Below are 21,052 nucleotides of genomic sequence, written 5' to 3'. Positions count from 1 at the left end.
CATGTGGTGGCCAGGCACGGTGATTGGAATGGGTGCCGGTTTTGCTGTTGCCAGCATTCCGGGGGCCTTGCTCGGGGGGCTGTTAGGGCAAGCCATGGACCGCCGCCTGCGCTTGCAAGGCTGGGAAGACATGCGCGAACGCCTGGGCGGTCGCTCGGCGTTGCGCGACGACGAGCTGCTGTTCGTGATGCTCGGGCGCCTGGCCAAGTGCGATGGCCGGGTGGTCGAGCAGCATATCCGGCAGGCGCGCCAAGAAATGGTGCGCCTGGACCTGGCCGAAGCGGCCCGGCTACGCGCGATAGCCGCGTTCAATCGCGGCAAGGCAGGCAAGGACCGGCTGGGCAGCCATTTGCGCCGCATTCGCCAGCAGCCGCATGCGGCTGAAGGCACCCTGCGTGCGTGTTGGCGCATGGTCTGGGCCGACGGCAAGATGGGCAACAAGGAACGTGAGTTGCTGCTGGATTGGGGGCAGAAGCTGGGCCTCAGCCGGCGCCAGGTGCAGGCGATGTCGCTGGAGTACGAGCCGCGCAAGGTAGCCGGAACGGAAGGGGTAGCCATGACCTATGCCGCAGCGTTGCGCTTGCTGGCAGTTGAGGCGGACACGGATGTGGACAAGGTCAAGCAGGCGTATCGCCGGCTGGTCAGCCGGCATCACCCGGACAAGCTGGCGGGTACCGGTGCCAGCGAGGTGCAGGTGCGTGAGGCGACCGAGCGTACCCGTGAGTTGCATCAGGCCTACGCCATGATCCGTAAGCGCCGGGGCCTGTGAAAATGGGGCCGCTGTGCGGCCCATCGCGACACAAGGCCGCTCCCACAAGTTCGCGCAAAGCCCGAGGGGGCGCAGTACTTGTGGGAACGGCCTTGTGTCGCGATGGGGGTGCACGGCACCCCATCGGTTTCAGCTCAACCCTGCGGGCTCATCCACCCCCGCACCCGGCGGAACAACTGCTCCTGTTCCGCAGCCTTGTTCCCCGGCATGGCAATCAACGACAACTGCCGGTACTGGCTGTCCTTCTGCCGCTTGCTGGCTTGCAGACGCTGCGCGGCCGCGTTGCGGTCGCTGCTGCGGGTGACGTAATAGATATCGGCCGTCGGCACCTTCAAGGTCGGCGCCAGGCTTTCCAGGTCATGCTCAACCCGCGCCGGTGTCTGTGCGGCCACCATCACCAGTTTTTGTACCTGGGGTGGCTGCTTCTCGCTCAGATAGCGGGCCGCCCAATACGCACCGCTACCATGGCCGATCAGCACGATGCTGCGAGCGTTGTGTTGCTGGGCGTACGCCACGGCGGCATCCAGGCGGGCGAAGATACGCTCGGCATCTGCAGGGTCCGCCTGCTCGCTGGCCTGTTCGGCGTCAGTGCTTTCTGCCGCATCGGCATCGGCCGCCGTGGCCTGGGCGACGTTGGCATTGGCATCGGCCGGCACGTCCTTGGCCGGGGCGCTTTCGCCTTGGTCTTTCGCAGGCTCGGCAGGCGGGGTGGCCTCGACCCGCGCTTGCGGGCTGTCGGCGAGCAGGTCGGGCAGGCTGACGCTCAGGCTGTGCCAGCCGACATCAGGGAATTTCTGCCGCAGCGGGCCGACCGCATTGGGCCAGTCGGCGGTCTCGCCTGCACCTGGGATGATGATGACGGCCCCTTGCGGGTCGTTGTCGTTAGCCGGTTTCCACAGGGCCAGAAAGCTGTCGGCACCGGCCTGCAGGGTTTGCTGCTCAGCCTTTGGCACCAGCCGCTCCAGCGCCTGGGCATCTTCCTGGCTGCGCTCCAGCAGGGGCGGGCGCGGGGCTTCGGCGGCTGGAGCCTCGGTGGTAGTGGTTTTTTCGGCATCGGCGGCCAAGGCGCCGAGTGGAAGGATCGAGGCCAGGCAGCACATTGCCAGCGTCGTGCGATAAAGTGTGGACATGAGTCAACCCAGGGCCAGAATGATACCGGCAGCCTAATAGTATTTGCCCGTGACGGCCATGCTGCATGGCCGCCTTTGCCAAGACGAGCGTTTAGATGAAGCGAGTACGTCGCCTGTTGGTTATCGGCTGCTTGTGGCTGCCCTTGATTGCATTGGCCAGGCCCGAGGCGGTGCCCACCGTTACGCTGGAGCCTGCGCAGCAGCAGTGGCTGGATGCGCACCGCAACGTGCGCGTCGGCCTGGTGCTGCAGGCACCCTACGCCCAGTTCGACCGGCGCCTGCAGCAACTGTACGGGGCCAACGTAGAACTGGTGAACAGCCTGGCGCAGGCACTGCACCTGGACCTCACCTGGCGCAACTTCAACGACCAGGCCAGCCTTGAACACGCCCTGCAGAGCGGTGAAATCGACTTCGCCCCTGGCCTTACCCAGACGCCGGCCAGCCTGCGCCTATGGTTGTTCAGCGACCCGTACATGCGCGTGCCGCAGCTGGTGGTGGGGCCGCGCACCGGCGCCATGGCGGTGGAGCTGGAAAAGCTTGAAGCCGAGCAGCGGGTGGCCGTGCGCATGCCAAGCCAGCTGGCCGATTACCTGCGCGGCAACTACAGCAACCTCAACCTGCAGGGGGTGCCCAACGAGCGCGAGGCCTTGCAACTGGTGGTGGGTGGCCAGGCCAGTTTTGCGGTGCTGGATGAAGCCCAGCTCAGCCGCTTGTCACGCGAGAGTGAGTTCAGCGAGCTGGCGGTAGTCGGCGATATCGGCCTGCCGCAGCTGCTGCGCATCGGCTCGCGACGCGACTGGCCGCTGCTGGCCGATGTGCTCGAACGTGGCCTGCAGGCGCTGCCGGCGAAAGAGCTGGAGCAGCTGCACCAACGTTGGCTACAGCCGAAATACCCACGCCTGAGTGAGTCGCCGGGCTTCTGGCAGAACCTGGCGTTGCTGTTCGGTTTGTTGCTGTTGTGTGCCTTGGCCACCTTGGTGTGGCAACGCCGGCAGCAGCGCCAGCTGGAGCGCAGCCTGCTGGCCACGCGGGAAAGCCTGGCGGAGCGACAGGTGCGTGAAGAGGCCTTGCGCCTGAGCCAGTTCGCCATCGACCAGAGCACGGTGGGCATCCTCTGGGTCAACTGGGACAGCCACGTACGCTACGCCAACCATGCCGCCGAGCGCATGCTGGGTTATGGCGACGGCGAGCTGCTGGAGCGGCCGCTGAGCGCCTTTGAGCCAAGCCTGACCATGGACCGTTGGCTGGAGTTGTGGAAAGGCGCTCGCACGGGGGAGGGCGGTGTCGGCCAGTTCGAGGCGCAGTGCCGGCGGGCCGACCACAGCCTGTTGCCGGTCGAGCTGTCCCTGAGCTTTCTGCGCTTTCGTGATTCCGAATATCTGGTGGTCTACCTTGCCGATGTCACCGAGCGCCGCCGCGCCCTGGCGGCACTGCGAGAAAGCGAGGCGCGGCTCAAGGGCATTGCCGGCAACGTGCCGGGGCTGGTGTTTCGCCTGGAGCGTGACCCGGCCGAGGGCGAGCTGGAATTCCCCTACATCAGTGAGGGCAGCGAGGCGCTGGTGGGGTATGCGCCGGCCGAGATCCAACACCCACAGATGGGCCTGCGCAACCTGGTTCACCCCGAAGACCGCGCCGATTACCACCGCGTCCAGGACCTGGCTTTGGCCAGCGACCAGGACTGGTCCTGGCAGGGGCGCATCCTGACTCGCCAGGGTGAACAACGCTGGGCGGACATCAAGGCCAGTACCCGGCGACTGGCCAACGGCCAGGTGGTATGGGACGGTGTGGTATGGGACATCACTCAGGGCAAACGGGCAGAACTGGCACTGGCCCGTTCCCAGGAACAGTTGCGCGAGCTGTCGGCCCACCTGGAAAGCGTGCGCGAGGAAGAAAAAGCCCGCATCGCCCGGGAAGTGCATGACGAGCTGGGGCAGATGCTGACTGTGCTTAAGCTGGAGGTGTCGATGTGCGAGCTGGCGTTTGCCGAGTTGGACCCCGGCCTGAATGAGCGCCTGGCAAGCATGAAGCGCTTGATCGCCCAGCTGTTCCAGCTGGTACGTGATGTTGCCACTGCCTTGCGTCCGCCGATCCTCGATGCCGGCATTGCTTCGGCCATCGAATGGCAGGCACGGCGCTTCGAAGCCCGCACGCAGATCCCCTGCCTGGTACAAGTGCCGGATAATCTGCCAGCATTGAGCGATGCCAAGGCCACCGGCCTGTTTCGTATCCTGCAGGAGGCGCTGACGAACGTGATGCGTCACGCTCAGGCGCACAGCGTGGAGATCGAACTGGTGCGTGAAGAGGGGCGGCTGCGTATGACGGTCAGCGATGATGGCCGAGGCTTTTGCCGCGAGCAGACCCGGCCCACTTCATTTGGCCTGGTGGGTGTTCGCGAGCGGGTGCTGATGCTGGGGGGCAGCATGGTGCTGGACAGTGAACCAGGCGAAGGCACCAGCCTGAGTGTGGCCATTCCGTTGGAGTAGGAGAGCAATCGTGATTCGAGTACTGGTGGCCGAAGACCACACCATTGTCCGTGAAGGCATCAAGCAGTTGATTGGCCTGGCCAAGGACATGCAGGTGGTAGGGGAGGCCGGGAATGGCGAGCAACTGCTCGAAACCCTGCGCTACACACCGTGCGAGGTGGTGCTGCTGGATATCTCGATGCCAGGTGTGAACGGCCTGGAGGCGATCCCGCGGATCCGTGCATTGCACGATGCCCCGGCAATCCTGATGCTGTCGATGCACGACGAGGCCCAGATGGCGGCGCGGGCGCTTAAAGCCGGTGCAGCGGGCTATGCCACCAAGGACAGTGACCCGGCGCTGCTACTGACTGCAATTCGCCGGGTAGCGGGGGGTGGGCGTTACATCGACCCGTCGCTGGCCGACCGCATGGTGTTCGAAGTGGGCCTGACCGAGTCCCGACCATTGCACACGCTGTTGTCGGAGCGGGAGTTCTCGGTGTTCGAGCGCCTGGCCCAAGGGGCCAACGTCAACGACATTGCCCAGCAGCTGGCGCTGTCGAGCAAGACCATCAGCACCCACAAGGCGCGCTTGATGCAAAAGCTGAAAGTGAACTCGCTGGCGGAGTTGGTGAAGTACGCCATGGAACACAAGCTGGTCTGATTGCGACATCCCCGTGCCCGAAGCTTGCCGAACCCTCCGTGGGAGCGGGCATGCCCGCGAAAGGGCCTGGCCTGCTGATCTCTATGGCTGAGCCGGCCTCTTCGCGGGCATGCCCGCTCCCACAGGTTTAGTGGTTGGCTCGCAAGGGCATTCCAATCCCGCCATCTTTGTAGGGCAATCCCTACAACAAATCTTCCATCCGGATGATGGCATTCTCTCAGTGCCCCCGATTTCCGGGCGCTTGCGCCTCTTCTACGCTTTGGCCTACGCAGTCATCCAACAAGAAGGTGCAGGCATGAGCGAGGCGAAGTCGAACGCTGCAACCAGCGAAACGCTGGTCAGCTTCCGTGGTGTGCAGAAGAGCTACGACGGCGAGTCGCTGATCGTCAAAGACCTCAACCTGGACATCCGCAAGGGCGAGTTCCTCACCCTGCTTGGCCCGTCCGGCTCCGGCAAGACCACCAGCCTTATGATGCTGGCCGGCTTCGAAACCCCTACCGCCGGTGAAATCCAGCTGGCCGGGCGCTCGATCAACAACGTGCCGCCGCACAAGCGCGACATCGGCATGGTGTTCCAGAACTACGCGCTGTTCCCGCACATGACCGTGGCCGAGAACCTGGCCTTTCCGCTGACCGTACGCAACCTGAGCAAGACCGACGTCAGCGAGCGGGTCAAACGCGTGCTGAACATGGTCCAGCTTGATGCTTTCGCCAAGCGCTACCCCGGCCAGCTTTCCGGTGGCCAGCAGCAGCGGGTGGCCTTGGCCCGTGCGCTGGTGTTCGAGCCGCAACTGGTGCTGATGGACGAACCGCTCGGCGCGTTGGACAAGCAACTGCGTGAACACATGCAGATGGAGATCAAGCACATCCACCAGCGCCTCGGTGTGACCGTGGTGTACGTGACCCACGATCAGGGCGAAGCGCTGACCATGTCCGACCGCGTGGCGGTGTTCCACCAGGGCGAGATCCAGCAGATCGCCGACCCGCGCACGCTGTACGAAGAACCCTGCAATACCTTCGTTGCAAACTTCATCGGCGAGAACAACCGCATCAACGGCACCCTGCTGGCCAGCGATGGCAAGCGCTGCCAGGTGCAGCTGCCGCGTGGCGAGCGGGTCGAGGCGCTGGCGGTGAACGTCGGCCAGGCCGGCGAGCCGGTCACCCTGTCGATCCGCCCGGAGCGTGTGCGCCTGAATGGCCACAGCGAGAGCTGCGTCAACCGCTTCTCTGGCCGGGTGGCCGAATTCATTTACCTGGGCGACCACGTGCGGGTGCGTCTGGAAGTTTGCGGCAAGGCCGATTTCTTCGTGAAACAGCCGATTGCCGAGCTCGACCCGGCCCTGGCCGTGGGCGATGTGGTACCGCTGGGCTGGGAGGTGGAGCACGCCCGCGCGCTCGATCCGATTGCCGAAGCCCATTGATGGATTGCTTCACCAACCCTGTACTGTGGAGAGAATAAGAATGCGCAAGCAGTTGAAATTGACCGCCCTGGCCCTGGGGCTGTTCGCCGCTGGCCAGGCCATGGCCGCAGACCTTACCGTGATCTCGTTCGGAGGCGCCAACAAGGCCGCCCAGGTCAAAGCGTTCTACGAGCCATGGGAGAAGGCGGGTAACGGCAAGATCGTCGCCGGTGAATACAACGGCGAAATGGCCAAGGTCAAGGCGATGGTCGACACCAAGAGCGTGTCGTGGAACCTGGTAGAGGTTGAGTCGCCAGAGCTGGCGCGCGGTTGCGATGAGGGCATGTTCGAAGAGCTCGACCCCGCCCTGTTCGGCAACGAGGCCGATTATGTACCGGGTGCCATCCAGCCTTGCGGCGTTGGCTTCTTCGTCTGGTCCACGGTCATGGCCTACAACGCCGACAAACTCAAGACCGCACCTACCAGTTGGGCCGATTTCTGGGACACCAAGCAGTTCCCAGGCAAGCGTGGCCTGCGCAAGGGCGCCAAATACACGATGGAATTCGCATTGATGGCCGATGGCGTTGCGCCCAAGGACGTCTACAAAGTGCTGGCGACCAAGGAAGGCCAAGACCGCGCGTTCAAGAAGCTCGATGAACTTAAGCCCAGCATCCAGTGGTGGGAAGCTGGCGCACAGCCACCGCAGTTCCTGGCTTCAGGCGACGTGGTCATGAGCTCTGCCTACAACGGCCGTATTGCCGCTGTGCAGAAAGAGAGCAACCTCAAGGTGGTGTGGAACGGCGGCATCTACGACTTTGACGCCTGGGCAATTCCTAAAGGTGCCAAAAACGTCGAAGAGGCGAAGAAATTCATCGCCTACAGCGTCAAGCCCGAGCAGCAGAAGATCTACTCCGAGAACATCGCCTATGGCCCGGCCAATTCCAAGGCCGTGAGCCTGCTGTCGGACGAGGTGAAGAAGGACATGCCGACCACGCCTGAAAACATCGCCAATCAGGTGCAGATCGACGTGGCCTTCTGGGCCGACAACAGCGAGCAGCTGGAGCAACGCTTCAACGCCTGGGCGGCGAAGAAGTAACAAACCGCAAAGCAGGGCCGCCATGCGGCCCATCGCCGGCAAGCCAGCTCCCACAGGGAACGTGTAATCCCCCAAGCCGGTGCAGTGCCTGTAAGGGACAGGGATCAGAAGTCTTGAAGCCGGTGCAGTACCTGTGGGCGCTGGCTTGCCGGCGATGGGCTGCACAGCAGCCCCATTTTCAGTTCGTATCGCGGAGTTCGCCATGGCCATTGCAGTGCCCCTCAACGAAGGCGCAGGTCCAAGTCTCAAGCAGCGCCTGAAACACGCCGAGCGGGTCAACCGCTGGAAGGCGCAGGCGTTGATCGCGCCGCTGGCGCTGTTTCTTCTGCTGGTGTTCCTGGTGCCGATTGCGGCGCTGCTGTACAAGAGTGTCGGCAACCCGGAAGTGGTGGGCGGCCTGCCACGCACGGTAGACATCATCACCCAGTGGGATGGCAAGAGCCTGCCGGGCGAGGATGTGTACAAGGCGCTGAGCCAGGACCTGGCCGAGTCACGCAAGAACCAGACCCTTGGCGACCTGTCCAAACGCTTGAACATGGAACTGGCCGGCTACCGCAGCTTGTTGACCAAGACAGCCCGGGCACTGCCATTCAAGGCAGAACCTGCCTCTTATAAAGACGCTTTGCAGGCCGTCGACGAACGTTGGGGCGACCCGGCCTATTGGCAGGCGATACGCCGCAACACCAGTACCGTGACCTCCTTCTACCTGCTGGCTTCGGTGGACCATCGCATCGACGACCTGGGCGAGCTGGCCAAGGCCACCCCGGACCAGGCCATTTACCTGGATATCTTTGCCCGCACCCTGTGGATGGGTGTGGTGATTACCGCCATCTGCCTGGTGCTGGCTTACCCGCTGGCCTACCTCCTGGCCAACCTGCCGACCCGGCAAAGCAACCTGCTGATGATTCTGGTGCTGCTGCCCTTCTGGACCTCGATCCTGGTGCGGGTGGCGGCGTGGATCGTGCTGTTGCAATCGGGTGGCCTGATCAACAGTGCACTGATGGCCATGGGTATCATCGATCAGCCGCTGGAACTGGTGTTCAACCGCACCGGTGTGTACATCTCCATGGTGCACATTCTGCTGCCATTCATGATCCTGCCGCTGTACAGCGTGATGAAGGGCATTTCGCCGAGCTACATGCGTGCCGCGATCTCGCTGGGCTGCCACCCGTTCGCCAGCTTCTGGCGGGTGTACTTCCCGCAGACCTATGCCGGTGTTGGCGCGGGTTGCCTGCTGGTGTTCATCCTGGCAATCGGCTACTACATCACCCCGGCGCTGCTGGGTAGCCCGAACGACCAGATGGTCAGCTACTTCGTTGCCTTCTACACCAACACCAGCATCAACTGGGGCATGGCCACCGCACTGGGCGGGCTGTTGCTGCTGGCTACCGTGCTGTTGTACCTGATCTATAGCTGGCTGGTCGGCGCCAGCCGCCTGCGCCTGAGCTGAGGAGCCTTGTCATGCTGAGCCCATACATGTCGCCCGTGGAGCGGGTCTGGTTCTACAGCCTGCGCATTCTTTGCGGTCTGATCCTGCTGTTCCTCATCTTGCCAGTGCTGGTGATCGTGCCGCTGTCGTTCAACAGTGGCAGCTTCCTGGTGTACCCGCTGCAGGGCTTTTCGCTGCAGTGGTACCAGGACTTCTTCGGCTCGGCCGAGTGGATGCGGGCGCTGAAGAACAGCATCATCGTCGCCCCGGCGGCCACGGTCTTGGCCATGGTGTTTGGCACCCTGGCAGCCATTGGCCTGACCCGTGGTGATTTTCCCGGCAAGTCGCTGGTGATGGCGCTGGTGATTTCACCGATGGTGGTGCCGGTGGTGATCATCGGTGTGGCCAGCTACCTGTTCTTCGCCCCGCTGGGCATGGGCAACAGCTTTACCTCGCTGATTCTGGTGCATGCGGTGCTGGGTGTGCCGTTTGTCATCATTACCGTGTCGGCAACCTTGCAGGGCTTCAACTACAACCTGGTGCGGGCGGCTGCCAGCCTGGGTGCGTCGCCGCTGTTGACCTTCCGCCGCGTGACCTTGCCGCTGATTGCACCCGGGGTGATCTCAGGGGCGCTGTTCGCCTTTGCGACGTCGTTTGACGAGGTGGTGGTGACGCTGTTCCTGGCCGGGCCGGAGCAGGCAACCCTACCGAGGCAGATGTTCAGTGGTATCCGCGAAAACCTGAGCCCGACCATTGCTGCGGCGGCGACCTTGCTGATTGCTTTCTCGGTGGTGTTGCTGCTGACCCTGGAGTGGTTGCGTGGGCGCAGCGAGAAGCTGAGAACTCAGCAGCCGGCCTGATTTTCAGGCGTCTGCGCTGGCCTCATCGCCGGCAAGCCAGCTCCCACAGAGATCTCTACAGGACCCTGCATCTCATAAGGCCTGTGGAGAACCCTGTGGGAGCTGGCTTGCCGGCGATGAGGCCAGCTCAGGCAGTGCAAGGCTCTTGGGTATCGGTCGGGATCATGTGATACCAATCAGCCCTCATCCGTTCGCCTGGGTTACAATGCGCGCCACCGTGATTCTGCCAACAGGTGCGCCATGCAGCCCTACGCTATTGCCCCCTCCATCCTCTCTGCCGATTTCGCCCGCCTGGGTGAAGACGTCGACAAGGTATTGGCTGCGGGTGCCGACATCGTCCACTTCGATGTCATGGACAACCACTACGTTCCCAACCTGACCATTGGCCCGATGGTCTGCACCGCCCTGCGCAAGTACGGTGTTACCGCACCGATCGACGTGCACCTGATGGTCAGCCCGGTCGACCGCATCATCGGCGACTTCATCGAAGCCGGCGCCACTTACATCACGTTTCACCCGGAAGCCACGCAGCACATCGACCGTTCGTTGCAACTGATCAAGGACGGCGGTTGCAAGGCCGGCCTCGTGTTCAACCCGGCCACCAGCCTGGATGCCCTGAAGTACGTGATGGACAAGATCGACATGGTGCTGCTGATGAGCGTCAACCCAGGCTTTGGCGGGCAGAAGTTCATCCCTGGCACCCTCGACAAGCTGCGCGAGGCGCGTGCGCTGATCGACGCCAGCGGCCGTGATATCCGCCTGGAAATCGACGGTGGCGTCAACGTCAATAACATCCGCGAAATCGCTGCCGCTGGCGCTGACACCTTCGTGGCCGGTTCGGCGATCTTCAACGCCCCGGACTACCAGGAAGTCATCGCCAAGATGCGCGCCGAACTGGCTCAGGCCCGCCCATGAGTGGCTTCGAGCAGCTGTTCCCGGGGACGCTGCCCAGGCTGGTGATGTTCGATCTGGACGGTACCCTGATCGATTCCGTGCCAGACCTGGCTGCCGCCGTGGACCGCATGCTGCTCGAACTGGGGCGCCCGCCCGCAGGCCTTGAGGCAGTCCGCCACTGGGTCGGCAACGGCGCCCAGGTGCTGGTGCGCCGGGCGCTTGCAGGTGGCATCGACCACGCCGCGGTGGACGATGCGCTGGCCGACCAGGCGCTGGCGCTGTTCATGGACGCTTATGCTGAAAGCCACGAGCTGACGGTGGTCTATCCCGGTGTGCAGGACACCCTGCGCTGGCTGCGCAAGCAGGGCGTGGAAATGGCGCTGATCACCAACAAGCCCGAGCGCTTCGTCGGCCCGCTGCTGGACCAGATGAAAATCGGCCGCTACTTCCGCTGGATCATTGGCGGCGACACCCTGCCGCAGAAAAAGCCCGACCCGGCGGCTTTGCTCTTCGTCATGCAGATGGCCAGCGTTACCCCGCAGCAGTCGCTGTTTGTCGGCGATTCGCGCAGCGACGTGCTGGCGGCCAAGGCGGCTGGCGTGCAGTGCGTAGGGCTGACCTATGGCTACAACCATGGCCGGCCGATCCAGGACGAATCTCCCAACCTGGTGATCGACGACCTGCGCGCACTGCTGCCCGGTTGCGCAGACCCGGCCACTGGGATAACGTTGGCCAACCTTCAAGCCTCACAAGACAGAGAGCCCACCGTGGTGGTTACTGGCAAATTCTGGATGAAAGTCATCAAGGCCCTGGCCCGTTGGCGTTGGCGCGCCTGACTTCAGCCTGCCGGCGCGTGCCGGCCCGTCCGTTTGCCTGACCTATTGCTGCTTGCCACGAGGCTACTCATGAACCGCGAAGAATTCCTGCGCCTGGCCGCTGCCGGCTACAACCGCATTCCACTGGCCTGCGAAACCCTGGCCGACTTCGACACGCCGCTGTCGATCTACCTGAAACTGGCTGACCAGCCCAACTCGTACCTGCTCGAATCGGTGCAAGGCGGCGAGAAGTGGGGCCGCTACTCGATGATCGGCCTGCCATCGCGCACGGTGATGCGGGTGCACGGCTATCACGTCAGTATCCTGCAGGATGGCGTCGAGGTGGAAAGCTATGATGTCGAAGACCCGCTGGCCTTTGTCGAAAGTTTCAAGGACCGTTACAAGGTCGCTGACATCCCTGGTCTGCCGCGCTTCAACGGCGGCCTGGTCGGCTACTTTGGCTATGATTGTGTGCGTTACGTGGAAAAGCGCCTTGGCGCCAGCCCCAACCCAGACCCGTTGGGCGTGCCGGATATCCTGCTGATGGTGTCCGATGCGGTGGTGGTGTTCGACAACCTGGCAGGCAAGATGCACGCGATTGTGCTGGTCGACCCGGCTGAAGATCAGGCCTTTGAACAGGGCCAGGCACGCCTGCAAGGCCTGCTGGAAACGCTGCGCCAGCCGATCACCCCGCGCCGAGGCCTGGACCTGAGTGGCCCGCAGGCCGCCGAGCCGGAATTCCGCTCCAGCTATACCCGCGACGACTACGAGAACGCGGTCGGCCGTATCAAGGAGTACATCCTGGCCGGCGACTGCATGCAGGTGGTGCCGTCGCAACGCATGTCGATCGACTTTAAGGCTGCGCCCATCGACCTGTATCGTGCGCTGCGCTGCTTCAACCCGACGCCGTACATGTACTTCTTCAACTTCGGCGACTTCCATGTGGTCGGCAGCTCGCCCGAGGTGCTGGTGCGGGTCGAGGACAACCTGGTCACCGTGCGCCCGATTGCCGGTACCCGCCCGCGTGGCGCGACTGAAGAAGCCGACCGCGCGCTGGAAGACGACCTGCTGTCGGACGACAAGGAAATCGCCGAACACCTGATGCTGATCGACCTGGGCCGCAACGACGTTGGCCGTGTGTCCTCGACCGGCAGCGTGCGCCTGACCGAGAAGATGGTGATCGAGCGTTACTCCAACGTGATGCACATTGTCTCCAACGTCACCGGCCAGCTGCGTGAAGGGCTGACGGCGATGGATGCGCTGCGGGCGATCCTGCCGGCTGGCACCCTGTCGGGTGCGCCGAAGATCCGTGCAATGGAAATCATCGACGAACTGGAGCCGGTCAAACGTGGGGTCTACGGTGGTGCAGTCGGCTATTTTGCCTGGAACGGCAACATGGATACCGCGATCGCCATCCGTACTGCCGTGATCAAGGACGGTGAACTGCATGTGCAGGCCGGTGGTGGCATCGTTGCCGACTCGGTGCCGGCGCTGGAGTGGGAAGAAACCATCAACAAGCGCCGGGCGATGTTCCGTGCCGTGGCGCTTGCAGAGCAGACGTTGGCTAAATAAACAGATTGGGGCTGCCAAGCAGCCCCATCAATTCAGAAGTCCACGCTCACCCCCAGGCTCACCCCCTGCTGCGTCAACTCATCACTCTTGCGCCAGTTGTAGTTCCCGCGCAAATGCACCCCTGCGACCACTTCATGGCTCACCCCCAGGCTCGCACGGGTCAGGTCGCTGTGCGGCGTATAACCGGTCAGGGTGAAGTCATTGGCGGGCAAGCTGGTCAGGTGCATGGTCACATCCTGCTGGTCATCCTCGAACTCATGCTCCTGCGCCACCTCGGCGAACAGCCGGGTACCTGGCAGCACCTGCACGCTGCCCAGCAACCCCAGGCCCAAGCGGCGTGACGTGCGTTCCTGGTCATCGAAGCCCAGTGCTGTCGAGCGCCCGCTCTTCTCGTTGTACCCATCCACTTTCACGCGCGCATAGTCGGCACTGATGAATGGCGCCAGCTGCCAATTGCTGCTTTCTGCCGCCAGGTTGTAGCCCAGCCGCCCGGACATCGCCCAGGCCTCGCCGTCGGTGTCGCCCTTTTCGCTGCGCTCGTTCACGCCAAGGGCGAAGGTGCGCTTGAGGTCGCTGTAGTCCAGATGCCCGGCGGTCAGCGCAGCATCGGCCCACCAGCGGTCCTGGCGGTATTGGGCGAAGGCGCTGGCCAAGTAGCTGTTTAGTTTGTAGTCCGAATCATTGGCGCCGCCCTCCAGCTTTTGCCGGTACGCGCCGCCGGCCAGGCCCAGGCGCCAGGCGTCGTTCAAACGGTAGCTGCCGCCCAGTGTCAGGTTATAGCCGCGGCCATCGCCGCTGGCCGCGCTGTGCTGGCCGTCGAAGTCCAGGTCCTGGGCACCGGTGGCGACGAAGGCCTGCCATTGGCCAACTGCTTGCCAGGGTGTCTGCCATTGGTTGCGCAGTTCATCCTGATGGGCGCGCAGGCTGGCATGTGCCATTTCGGGGAGCAGGGTAAGTTCCCAGGGGGCGGAGATGATCGAATAGGCGTAGTCGGCAATCAGTTGCTGGCCGGCGATGGTCGGGTGCACCGAGTCGTTGAACAGCAGTTTAGTCGGGTCCGGGGTTGTGCCATTGATACCGTACACCGGGTTTTCCACGCAGCTGTTGCCGCTGTAGCAGGTGCCGACCAGGTTCTGGTCGCTGGCCAGGCCGAACTGGTTGGGGCTGGCCAGTGCCTCGCTCAGCAGCACAGGGATGTTCAGCGGGATGATCTCGGCATCGATCTGCCGCAGTTGGCTGAGCAGCGACTGGTTGAATGCGCCAGACAGCAGTGACAGCGGGTTTTGTTGCGGCGTGCCGCTGAAGTTGGGCGTTTGGCCGAGGTCGGGCAGCAGCCAGACCATGATGTATCGGGCGCCACCTTGTTGCAGTGCCTGGGCGCTGGCCGCAAGGCGGGCGCCGGCGGCCACGGCGTCGGCCGGGCTGTTTACCAGGCCTTGGAGGAAGTCGTTGCCGCCGCCCGTCAGGTAGTAAAGCGCGTTGGGGTCGGCACGCAGGCCGTTGGCCAGGTAGCCCGCCTTTTCACGCAGCACCAGGCCGGCGCCGGGGTTTCCTGGCGGGATGACGGTCTCGGAAGTTGTCGTGATCGAATCCAGGATCTGCTGGGTGGTATAGCCACCGACAGCCCAGTTGTTGCCATCGGGCCGGATGCCTGTCGATGTCGACGGGTTCAGGTCATCGGGTGCAACGCCCAGTCGGCCACCGAGGATCATCGGTGACACCGGGGCAAAGTTACCGTCGGCATCGCGGTTGGTAAACCGGGCGCCTGGGGTACCGCCAGTCAAATCGGGAAATTGCCCGGCGTCGGCGAGGCTGTCGCCAAACACGATCAGCGTGGAATAAGGTGAGGGACCTGCGAATACCTGGCTGCAGGCCAAGGCCAATGAAGCGAGGGTAAAGCGCATTAACGGGGCTTTTCGCATCAGGGAACATCCTTTTCTTTGTTTTTATCAAGGACTGCCTGATCGACCTTAGCAAATCGCAGTGCATCCCTCCCAAGTCCATTCGTTTCCCCGTGTTTGCAGGCATATTGCGCCCGCCGCCCCGGTAGGCTACTGTGCCGGAACGTATGAGCGAGACCTATCCTGTGTTGATCGTCAGTAAACTCTTGATGCGCGTAATCAAGGCCCACGCCCGTTGGCGTTGGCGCGCCTGACTTTATCCCCTGCCGGCCCGCCCGGCTCGCCCCCGTTTGCCTTCTTCTTTACTGCCCTGTGTGGCGAAGCCGTGCCTGTGGCGGTGGCAAGAAGGTTCGAATTCTGAAGTCAGTAAATTCAAGAGGTTTAACACCATGTTACTGATGATCGACAATTACGACTCATTCACTTACAACGTCGTCCAGTACCTTGGCGAGCTGGGTGCCGAGGTCAAGGTCATTCGCAATGACGAAATGACCATTGCCCAGATTGAAGCCCTCAACCCCGAGCGGATCGTGGTATCCCCAGGCCCTTGCACGCCGAGCGAGGCGGGTGTGTCCATCGAGGCCATCCTGCATTTTGCTGGCAAGCTGCCGATTCTGGGCGTGTGCCTGGGGCATCAGTCCATCGGCCAGGCCTTTGGCGGTGACGTGGTGCGCGCCCGCCAGGTGATGCACGGCAAGACCAGCCCGGTACACCACCGCGACCTGGGCGTGTTCACCGGCCTCAACAACCCGCTGACCGTTACCCGCTACCACTCGCTGGTGGTCAAGCGCGAAACCTTGCCCGATTGCCTGGAAGTGACTGCCTGGACCGCCCATGAAGACGGCTCGGTGGACGAAATCATGGGCCTTCGCCACAAAACCCTGAATATCGAAGGGGTGCAGTTCCACCCCGAGTCGATCCTGACCGAGCAGGGCCACGAGCTGTTCGCCAACTTTCTCCAGCAGACCGGCGGCCGCCGCTAAGGATCGAACATGGATATCAAGAGCGCATTGAGCCGTATCGTCGGCCACCTGGACCTGTCTACCGAAGAAATGCGCGATGTCATGCGCCAGATCATGACCGGCCAGTGCAGCGAGGCGCAGATCGGCGCCTTTCTGATGGGCATGCGCATGAAGAGTGAAAGCATCGACGAAATCGTCGGCGCGGTGTCGGTGATGCGTGAGCTGGCCGACAAGGTTGAGCTGAAAAGCCTGGATGGCGTGGTCGATATCGTCGGCACCGGCGGTGATGGCGCCAATATATTCAACGTGTCCACCGCGTCGTCGTTCGTCCTGGCGGCGGCGGGCTGTACTGTTGCCAAGCATGGTAACCGCGCGGTTTCCGGCAAGAGCGGCAGTGCCGACCTGCTGGAAGCTGCCGGCATCTATCTTAACCTGACGCCAACCCAGGTGGCTCGCTGCATTGACAGCCTGGGCATCGGCTTCATGTTCGCGCAAAGCCATCACTCCGCCATGAAGCATGCCGCCGGTCCGCGTCGTGAGCTGGGGTTGCGTACCCTGTTCAACATGCTCGGCCCGCTTACGAATCCGGCCGGAGTGAAGCATCAGGTGGTTGGCGTTTTCGCCCAGACCTTGTGCCGCCCGTTGGCCGAGGTGCTGCAACGCCTGGGTAGCAAGCATGTGCTGGTGGTGCATTCGAAGGACGGCCTGGATGAGTTCAGCCTGGCTGCCCCCACCTTTGTTGCCGAACTGAAGAACGACACAATTACTGAATACTGGGTCGAACCGGAAGACCTCGGCATGAAAAGCCAGAGCTTGCATGGCCTTGCCGTCGAAAACCCACAGGCTTCGCTGGAGCTGATTCGCGATGCTCTGGGCCGTCGCAAGACCGAAAACGGCCAGAAGGCTGCGGAAATGATCGTGCTCAATGCGGGCGCGGCACTGTATGCCGCCGATCATGCGATGAGCCTGGCTCAAGGTGTGGAACTGGCCCACGACGTACTGCACACCGGGCTGGCCTGGGAGAAGCTGCAGGAACTGGGTGCCTTTACTGCAGTATTCAAGGTGGAGAACGAAGCATGAGTGTGCCGACGGTGCTGGAAAGGATCATTGCCCGCAAGTTCCAGGAAGTGGCCGAGCGCAGCGCGCGCGTCAGCCTCGCCGAGCTGGAAGGCCTGGCCAAGGCCGCCGATGCCCCGCGTGGTTTCGCCAACGCGCTGATCGAACAGGCCAGGCGCAAGCAGCCAGCGGTGATCGCCGAGATCAAGAAGGCTTCGCCGAGCAAGGGCGTGATCCGCGAGCACTTCGTGCCGGCGGAAATCGCTGTCAGCTACGAGAAGGGCGGTGCTACCTGCCTGTCGGTGCTGACCGATGTCGATTACTTCCAGGGTGCCGATGAGTACCTGCAGCAGGCCCGCGCGGCAGTTTCGCTGCCGGTGATCCGCAAAGACTTCATGGTCGACCCTTACCAGATCGTCGAAGCCCGGGCCTTGGGCGCGGATTGCGTGCTGCTGATCGTCTCGGCACTGGATGACGTGAAGATGGCCGAGCTGGCCGCGACTGCAAAAGACGTCGGCCTGGACGTGCTGGTGGAAGTGCACGATGGCGATGAGCTGGAGCGCGCGCTGAAAACCCTGGATACGCCGCTGGTGGGGGTGAATAACCGCAACCTGCACACCTTCGAGGTCAGCCTGGAAACCACCCTTGACCTGCTGCCGCGCATTCCGCGTGATCGCCTGGCGATTACCGAGAGCGGTATTCTCAACCGGGCCGATGTCGAGCTGATGGCAATCAACGAGGTTTACTCGTTCCTGGTGGGCGAAGCGTTCATGCGCGCCGAGCAGCCTGGGCTGGAGTTGCAGCGGTTGTTCTTCCCGGAACAGGTGAAGAAGACTGTTCAGCATCTTGACTGATCAAATGAAGCCGGCTTTTTTGCCGGCTTTTTTGTATGCCTGCCAGGGCCGCTTCGCGGGTAAACCCGCGCCTACAGTGGGTGTGCTCCCTCTGTAGGAGCGGGCTAGCCCGCGAAGAGGCCATCAAAAACAACATCAAAGGTGGATCAATGACCGATCAACCCCTGGCCCTGACCGTCGAACAAGGCCTGCACACCGAACAGGAACTGCTGGCCGCCGTTTGCCGCGGCGAACGCGAAAACGGTGTGCTGTTCTGGCGACCCACCGACCATGCGCTGGTCATGCCCCGGCGCATGAGCCGTCTGGAAAACTTCGAGGCCGCCTGTGCGGAGCTGGCGATTGCCGGCTGGCCGGTGCTGCTGCGCGAGACTGGCGGTGAGCCGGTGCCTCAGTCCCATTCCACTGTCAACGTTGCCCTGGTCTACGTTGCCCCGCGCAGCGAAGGTGATCACGGCCGTATCGAAAGCGCCTACGAGCGCCTGTGCCTGCCGCTGTGCGATGTACTGCGCGAGTGGGGCGGGGTGGCGTCGGTGGGGGAGATAGACGGGGCGTTCTGCGATGGTCGCTACAACGTCAACCTCAATGGCCGCAAGCTGGTGGGCACCGCCCAGCGCTGGCGCCAGGGCCTGGGCGGCAAGCGCCCGGTGGTACTGGTACACGGTGCGTTGCTGCTGGACAACGAGCGGGAGTCGATGGTGGCAGCGGTCAACCGCTTTAATGAGTGCTGCGAGCTTGAGCAACGCTGCCGCGCTGATGCACATATCGCCTTGCATGAAGTGGCGCCCGCAGCACCCTGGTTTGAGCGCTTGTCGCAGGCCTACGCCAAGGTGCTTGCAGACCTGCCCAGGGACTAGCGGGTACCGTAGACCACCATGGTCTTGCCTTTGACCTGCACCAGGCTGCGTTCCTCAAGGTCCTTGAGGACGCGGCCGACCATTTCCCTGGAACAACCGACGATTCGGCCGATTTCCTGACGGGTGATCTTGATCTGCATGCCGTCGGGGTGGGTCATGGCGTCGGGTTGTTTACACAATTCCAGCAGGCAACGGGCAACCCGGCCGGTGACGTCGAAAAACGCCAGGTCACCGACCTTGCGTGTGGTGTTGCGCAGGCGCTGGGCCATCTGGCCGCCCAGGGCATAGAGGATTTCCGGGTCTTGGCGCGCCAGTTCGCGAAACTTGTCGTAGCTGATTTCCGCCACTTCGCACTCGGTCTTGGCTCGCACCCAGGCACTGCGCTGCTGTTCGCCGTCAACCGGTTCGAACAGCCCGAGCTCGCCGAAGAAATCGCCATTGTTGAGATAGGCAATAATCATTTCGCGGCCATCCTCGTCTTCGATGAGGATGGTCACCGAGCCCTTGATGATGAATGACAGTGTCTCGGCGCGGTCGCCGGCGCAGATGATGTTGCTTTTGGCGGTGTAGCGGCGGCGCTGGCAGTGTACCAACAGTTTGTCGATGTTCTTGATCTTGGCGGGTAGGGCGGAGGCAACCATCACGAAATCCTGTTCGATGCGCCGCATAGGCTTTTTATAAGGTTGTCTGGCGGCGAGCGCCATTCATTTGGCGCCAGCTTATCAGACGTCTCCGGATGTTTCGGTATTAAACCGATACGTCTCGTGCTTTTCGCACGGCCTTACAAGGTCTAAGCTGACACCCTTTTCCGAATATCAGGAGTCCGGGTAGATGAAGGCACGTATCCAGTGGGCCGGTGAGGCCATGTTCCTCGGCGAATCGGGGAGTGGCCATGTCGTCGTGATGGACGGCCCGCCTGAGGCCGGCGGCCGCAACCTGGGTGTGCGCCCGATGGAAATGTTGCTGTTGGGCCTGGGTGGCTGCAGCAGCTTTGACGTGGTGAGCATTCTGAAGAAATCGCGCCAAGCGGTAGAAAGCTGCGAGGCGTTCCTGGAAGCCGAGCGTGCCAGCGAAGATCCGAAGGTGTTTACCAAGATTCACATGAACTTTGTGGTGAAAGGGCGTGGGCTGAAAGAAGCGCAGGTCAAGCGGGCAGTGGAGCTGTCGGCAGAGAAGTACTGCTCGGCTTCGATCATGCTCGAACGCGCGGGGGTTGAGATTACCCACGGGTATGAAATCGTAGAGCTCGGTTAACGCAACGTTGTTGGGGGCCGCAAAGCGGCCCCGGCACTATCAGCTCCGAAGTGCGGGCAGTGCAGCTTGCACCCACCGTGGCAACCATCCCCGCATCACTTGGCTCAACCGCTCCCGCCGCTTCTGGTAAACCAGCCCCAGCCAGATAACCGCCAGCCCGATCAAGGTCACCACCACCGGGAACAGCAGCGATTCGGCAAATACCTCGTACGACAGGTACCCCAGGTAAGCCGCCACCCCCAGTGCACCAAACACCATGAACACCGGCCGGCGCAGCAGCACGGCCATGCCCATCAGCGCTATGTTGGTCAGGCAGTACATGGCCTTGCCCAACTCACTGCCGCTGTCCAGCAGCGTCAAGCCGCCCCAGAATGCCGCCAGCCCGGCCAGGTAGCCCCAGCGGGCGTAGTCCTCTTGCGTGCGGCCGTCTATCAACAGGCACACCACCAGCAAACCCAACCCGAACCACAGCGAAACTTCGCGGCGCTGCTCCCAACTGAACGGCGAGCCGAAGAACCACTCGCTCAGGTCCATCGACATGAACCACAGGGCCACGGCTAGAGGCATGACGACGAACGGGTAGGGGATCAGCCTCAGCATCAGCAAACCGGCAAGCACCGTGGCCGCTTCCATCGCCAGCCAGCCGCCCTGCACGTAGGTGTAGTACTGGTGATACTCGGCTTGCGCGTCGTCCAGTGGCCACCAGCCTGCCAGGCGCTCAATGGCAAACACCGCCAGTGGCACGATACTGACCGCTACCGCCGCCAGTACCCCGGCAGCAACGGGCTGGGCGCGGCGCTGCAGGTTGAGGGCGAACAAGGTGATCAGCAGGATATAGAGGCTGGCGATGATCAATAGCGCGCCGTCACCAATGCTCATCCAGGCTTCGGTGAGCAACCAGCCCATGGCTGCCATGATCAGCATGGCGCCGAAGTAGAACGCAACATGGGCCAGCTGAAAGCTGCCACGTGCCGCCGGTTGCTGGCGCAGGAATGCCAACAGGCTTTGGTCCTGGCCCGGCTGGAGAATCCCGGCCTGCACGGCACGCGCCAGGTCCTTGGCGTCGAAACGGTCCGTCATGGCG

The 21,052-nt window shown here is 62.8% G+C and carries 19 protein-coding genes; 15 read left to right on the top strand and 4 right to left on the bottom strand.

Translation table 11 applies throughout. From position 1 onward, the window contains the following. The first annotated feature begins 1 nt into the window (after position 1). On the top strand, positions 2-769 hold the full coding sequence (locus tag J3A71_RS26820; protein WP_016484618.1) for a TerB family tellurite resistance protein: 768 nt from the start codon (positions 2-4) through the stop codon (positions 767-769). Between the two features lie 134 nt (positions 770-903). Here J3A71_RS26820 and J3A71_RS26815 read toward each other — a convergent pair whose 3' ends face one another. Beyond that, positions 904-1,899, bottom strand: coding sequence for an alpha/beta hydrolase family protein (locus J3A71_RS26815; RefSeq protein ID WP_016484619.1), 996 nt, complete (start codon positions 1,897-1,899; stop codon positions 904-906). A gap of 95 nt (positions 1,900-1,994) precedes the next feature. Between J3A71_RS26815 and J3A71_RS26810 the strand changes: the two genes are divergently transcribed. The 9 genes from J3A71_RS26810 to trpE all read left to right on the top strand — a co-directional run bounded on the left by J3A71_RS26810 (position 1,995) and on the right by trpE (position 13,087). Next, the gene (locus J3A71_RS26810) at positions 1,995-4,382 is read left to right on the top strand and encodes a sensor histidine kinase (RefSeq protein WP_096425498.1); all 2,388 of its coding nucleotides are present in this window, start codon (positions 1,995-1,997) and stop codon (positions 4,380-4,382) included. 7 nt (positions 4,383-4,389) lie between these two features. Then, on the top strand, positions 4,390-5,022 hold the full coding sequence (locus J3A71_RS26805; protein WP_172455960.1) for a response regulator transcription factor: 633 nt from the start codon (positions 4,390-4,392) through the stop codon (positions 5,020-5,022). A 295-nt stretch (positions 5,023-5,317) separates the two neighbouring features. Next, a complete protein-coding gene (locus J3A71_RS26800) occupies positions 5,318-6,442 on the top strand; it encodes an ABC transporter ATP-binding protein (RefSeq protein WP_016484622.1) in 1,125 nt (374 codons plus the stop codon). A 40-nt stretch (positions 6,443-6,482) separates the two neighbouring features. Beyond that, positions 6,483-7,517, top strand: a complete 1,035-nt coding sequence (locus tag J3A71_RS26795; RefSeq protein ID WP_016484623.1) for an ABC transporter substrate-binding protein — start codon at positions 6,483-6,485, stop codon at positions 7,515-7,517. A gap of 202 nt (positions 7,518-7,719) precedes the next feature. Beyond that, positions 7,720-8,967, top strand: a complete 1,248-nt coding sequence (locus tag J3A71_RS26790) for an ABC transporter permease (protein WP_016484624.1) — start codon at positions 7,720-7,722, stop codon at positions 8,965-8,967. 11 nt (positions 8,968-8,978) lie between these two features. After that, positions 8,979-9,806 (top strand): ABC transporter permease, encoded by an 828-nt coding sequence (locus J3A71_RS26785; protein ID WP_003260880.1) that lies wholly within the window; start codon positions 8,979-8,981, stop codon positions 9,804-9,806. 240 nt (positions 9,807-10,046) lie between these two features. Continuing rightward, positions 10,047-10,721 (top strand): ribulose-phosphate 3-epimerase, encoded by a 675-nt coding sequence (gene rpe, locus J3A71_RS26780; RefSeq protein ID WP_016484625.1) that lies wholly within the window; start codon positions 10,047-10,049, stop codon positions 10,719-10,721. Further along, complete coding sequence (locus J3A71_RS26775) at positions 10,718-11,536, top strand: phosphoglycolate phosphatase (protein ID WP_016484626.1); 819 nt, start codon at positions 10,718-10,720, stop codon at positions 11,534-11,536. The genes rpe and J3A71_RS26775 overlap by 4 nt, the downstream gene beginning before the upstream one ends. A 69-nt stretch (positions 11,537-11,605) precedes the next feature. Beyond that, positions 11,606-13,087, top strand: a complete 1,482-nt coding sequence (trpE, locus tag J3A71_RS26770) for an anthranilate synthase component I (protein WP_096425499.1) — start codon at positions 11,606-11,608, stop codon at positions 13,085-13,087. A 32-nt stretch (positions 13,088-13,119) separates the two neighbouring features. Here the strand turns inward: trpE and estP are convergent, their stop codons facing one another. Next, on the bottom strand, positions 13,120-15,009 hold the full coding sequence (gene estP, locus J3A71_RS26765) for an esterase EstP (protein ID WP_096425500.1): 1,890 nt from the start codon (positions 15,007-15,009) through the stop codon (positions 13,120-13,122). A 368-nt stretch (positions 15,010-15,377) separates the two neighbouring features. On the opposite strand from estP, the gene J3A71_RS26760 reads away from it, so the two are divergent. From J3A71_RS26760 to J3A71_RS26745, 4 genes are all read left to right on the top strand, one after another. Continuing rightward, positions 15,378-15,971: an aminodeoxychorismate/anthranilate synthase component II gene (locus J3A71_RS26760; RefSeq protein WP_016484629.1), complete on the top strand. Its 594-nt coding sequence runs from the start codon at positions 15,378-15,380 to the stop codon at positions 15,969-15,971. Between the two features lie 9 nt (positions 15,972-15,980). Beyond that, positions 15,981-17,030 carry an anthranilate phosphoribosyltransferase gene (trpD, locus tag J3A71_RS26755; RefSeq protein ID WP_023048031.1) on the top strand — a complete coding sequence of 350 codons (1,050 nt, stop codon included), beginning with the start codon at positions 15,981-15,983 and terminating at the stop codon, positions 17,028-17,030. Next, the gene (trpC, locus tag J3A71_RS26750) at positions 17,027-17,860 is read left to right on the top strand and encodes an indole-3-glycerol phosphate synthase TrpC (RefSeq protein ID WP_016484631.1); all 834 of its coding nucleotides are present in this window, start codon (positions 17,027-17,029) and stop codon (positions 17,858-17,860) included. The genes trpD and trpC overlap by 4 nt, the downstream gene beginning before the upstream one ends. Positions 17,861-18,009: 149 nt before the next feature. Then, positions 18,010-18,714 (top strand): lipoate--protein ligase family protein, encoded by a 705-nt coding sequence (locus tag J3A71_RS26745; RefSeq protein WP_096425501.1) that lies wholly within the window; start codon positions 18,010-18,012, stop codon positions 18,712-18,714. Here the strand turns inward: J3A71_RS26745 and crp are convergent. Continuing rightward, positions 18,711-19,355, bottom strand: a complete 645-nt coding sequence (gene crp, locus J3A71_RS26740; protein ID WP_024717954.1) for a cAMP-activated global transcriptional regulator CRP — start codon at positions 19,353-19,355, stop codon at positions 18,711-18,713. The two genes, J3A71_RS26745 and crp, sit on opposite strands and share 4 nt — an antisense overlap. A gap of 190 nt (positions 19,356-19,545) precedes the next feature. On the opposite strand from crp, the gene J3A71_RS26735 reads away from it, so the two are divergent. Continuing rightward, a complete protein-coding gene (locus J3A71_RS26735) occupies positions 19,546-19,968 on the top strand; it encodes an OsmC family protein (protein WP_004376171.1) in 423 nt (140 codons plus the stop codon). Between the two features lie 39 nt (positions 19,969-20,007). On the opposite strand, the gene J3A71_RS26730 is transcribed toward J3A71_RS26735, so the two are convergent. After that, positions 20,008-21,048 carry a DUF2157 domain-containing protein gene (locus tag J3A71_RS26730; RefSeq protein WP_096425502.1) on the bottom strand — a complete coding sequence of 347 codons (1,041 nt, stop codon included), beginning with the start codon at positions 21,046-21,048 and terminating at the stop codon, positions 20,008-20,010. Positions 21,049-21,052: the final 4 nt, after the last annotated feature.

It is taken from the genome of Pseudomonas sp. PvP089 (assembly GCF_017875165.1).
In the GTDB taxonomy this organism is placed as follows: domain Bacteria; phylum Pseudomonadota; class Gammaproteobacteria; order Pseudomonadales; family Pseudomonadaceae; genus Aquipseudomonas; species Aquipseudomonas fortuita.
This window is presented reverse-complemented; position numbering and strand designations above follow the sequence as displayed.

Bases quoted from the DNA above. Each gene is read 5' to 3' on its own strand.
- J3A71_RS26820 (WP_016484618.1), top strand. From the start codon at position 2: ATGTGGTGGCCAGGCACGGTGATTGGAATGGGTGCCGGTTTTGCTGTT.
- J3A71_RS26815 (WP_016484619.1), bottom strand. From the start codon at position 1,899: ATGTCCACACTTTATCGCACGACGCTGGCAATGTGCTGCCTGGCCTCG.
- J3A71_RS26810 (WP_096425498.1), top strand. From the start codon at position 1,995: ATGAAGCGAGTACGTCGCCTGTTGGTTATCGGCTGCTTGTGGCTGCCC.
- J3A71_RS26800 (WP_016484622.1), top strand. From the start codon at position 5,318: ATGAGCGAGGCGAAGTCGAACGCTGCAACCAGCGAAACGCTGGTCAGC.
- J3A71_RS26795 (WP_016484623.1), top strand. From the start codon at position 6,483: ATGCGCAAGCAGTTGAAATTGACCGCCCTGGCCCTGGGGCTGTTCGCC.
- J3A71_RS26790 (WP_016484624.1), top strand. From the start codon at position 7,720: ATGGCCATTGCAGTGCCCCTCAACGAAGGCGCAGGTCCAAGTCTCAAG.
- J3A71_RS26785 (WP_003260880.1), top strand. From the start codon at position 8,979: ATGCTGAGCCCATACATGTCGCCCGTGGAGCGGGTCTGGTTCTACAGC.
- rpe (WP_016484625.1), top strand. From the start codon at position 10,047: ATGCAGCCCTACGCTATTGCCCCCTCCATCCTCTCTGCCGATTTCGCC.
- J3A71_RS26775 (WP_016484626.1), top strand. From the start codon at position 10,718: ATGAGTGGCTTCGAGCAGCTGTTCCCGGGGACGCTGCCCAGGCTGGTG.
- trpE (WP_096425499.1), top strand. From the start codon at position 11,606: ATGAACCGCGAAGAATTCCTGCGCCTGGCCGCTGCCGGCTACAACCGC.
- estP (WP_096425500.1), bottom strand. From the start codon at position 15,009: ATGCGAAAAGCCCCGTTAATGCGCTTTACCCTCGCTTCATTGGCCTTG.
- J3A71_RS26760 (WP_016484629.1), top strand. From the start codon at position 15,378: ATGTTACTGATGATCGACAATTACGACTCATTCACTTACAACGTCGTC.
- trpD (WP_023048031.1), top strand. From the start codon at position 15,981: ATGGATATCAAGAGCGCATTGAGCCGTATCGTCGGCCACCTGGACCTG.
- trpC (WP_016484631.1), top strand. From the start codon at position 17,027: ATGAGTGTGCCGACGGTGCTGGAAAGGATCATTGCCCGCAAGTTCCAG.
- J3A71_RS26745 (WP_096425501.1), top strand. From the start codon at position 18,010: ATGACCGATCAACCCCTGGCCCTGACCGTCGAACAAGGCCTGCACACC.
- crp (WP_024717954.1), bottom strand. From the start codon at position 19,355: ATGGTTGCCTCCGCCCTACCCGCCAAGATCAAGAACATCGACAAACTG.
- J3A71_RS26735 (WP_004376171.1), top strand. From the start codon at position 19,546: ATGAAGGCACGTATCCAGTGGGCCGGTGAGGCCATGTTCCTCGGCGAA.
- J3A71_RS26730 (WP_096425502.1), bottom strand. From the start codon at position 21,048: ATGACGGACCGTTTCGACGCCAAGGACCTGGCGCGTGCCGTGCAGGCC.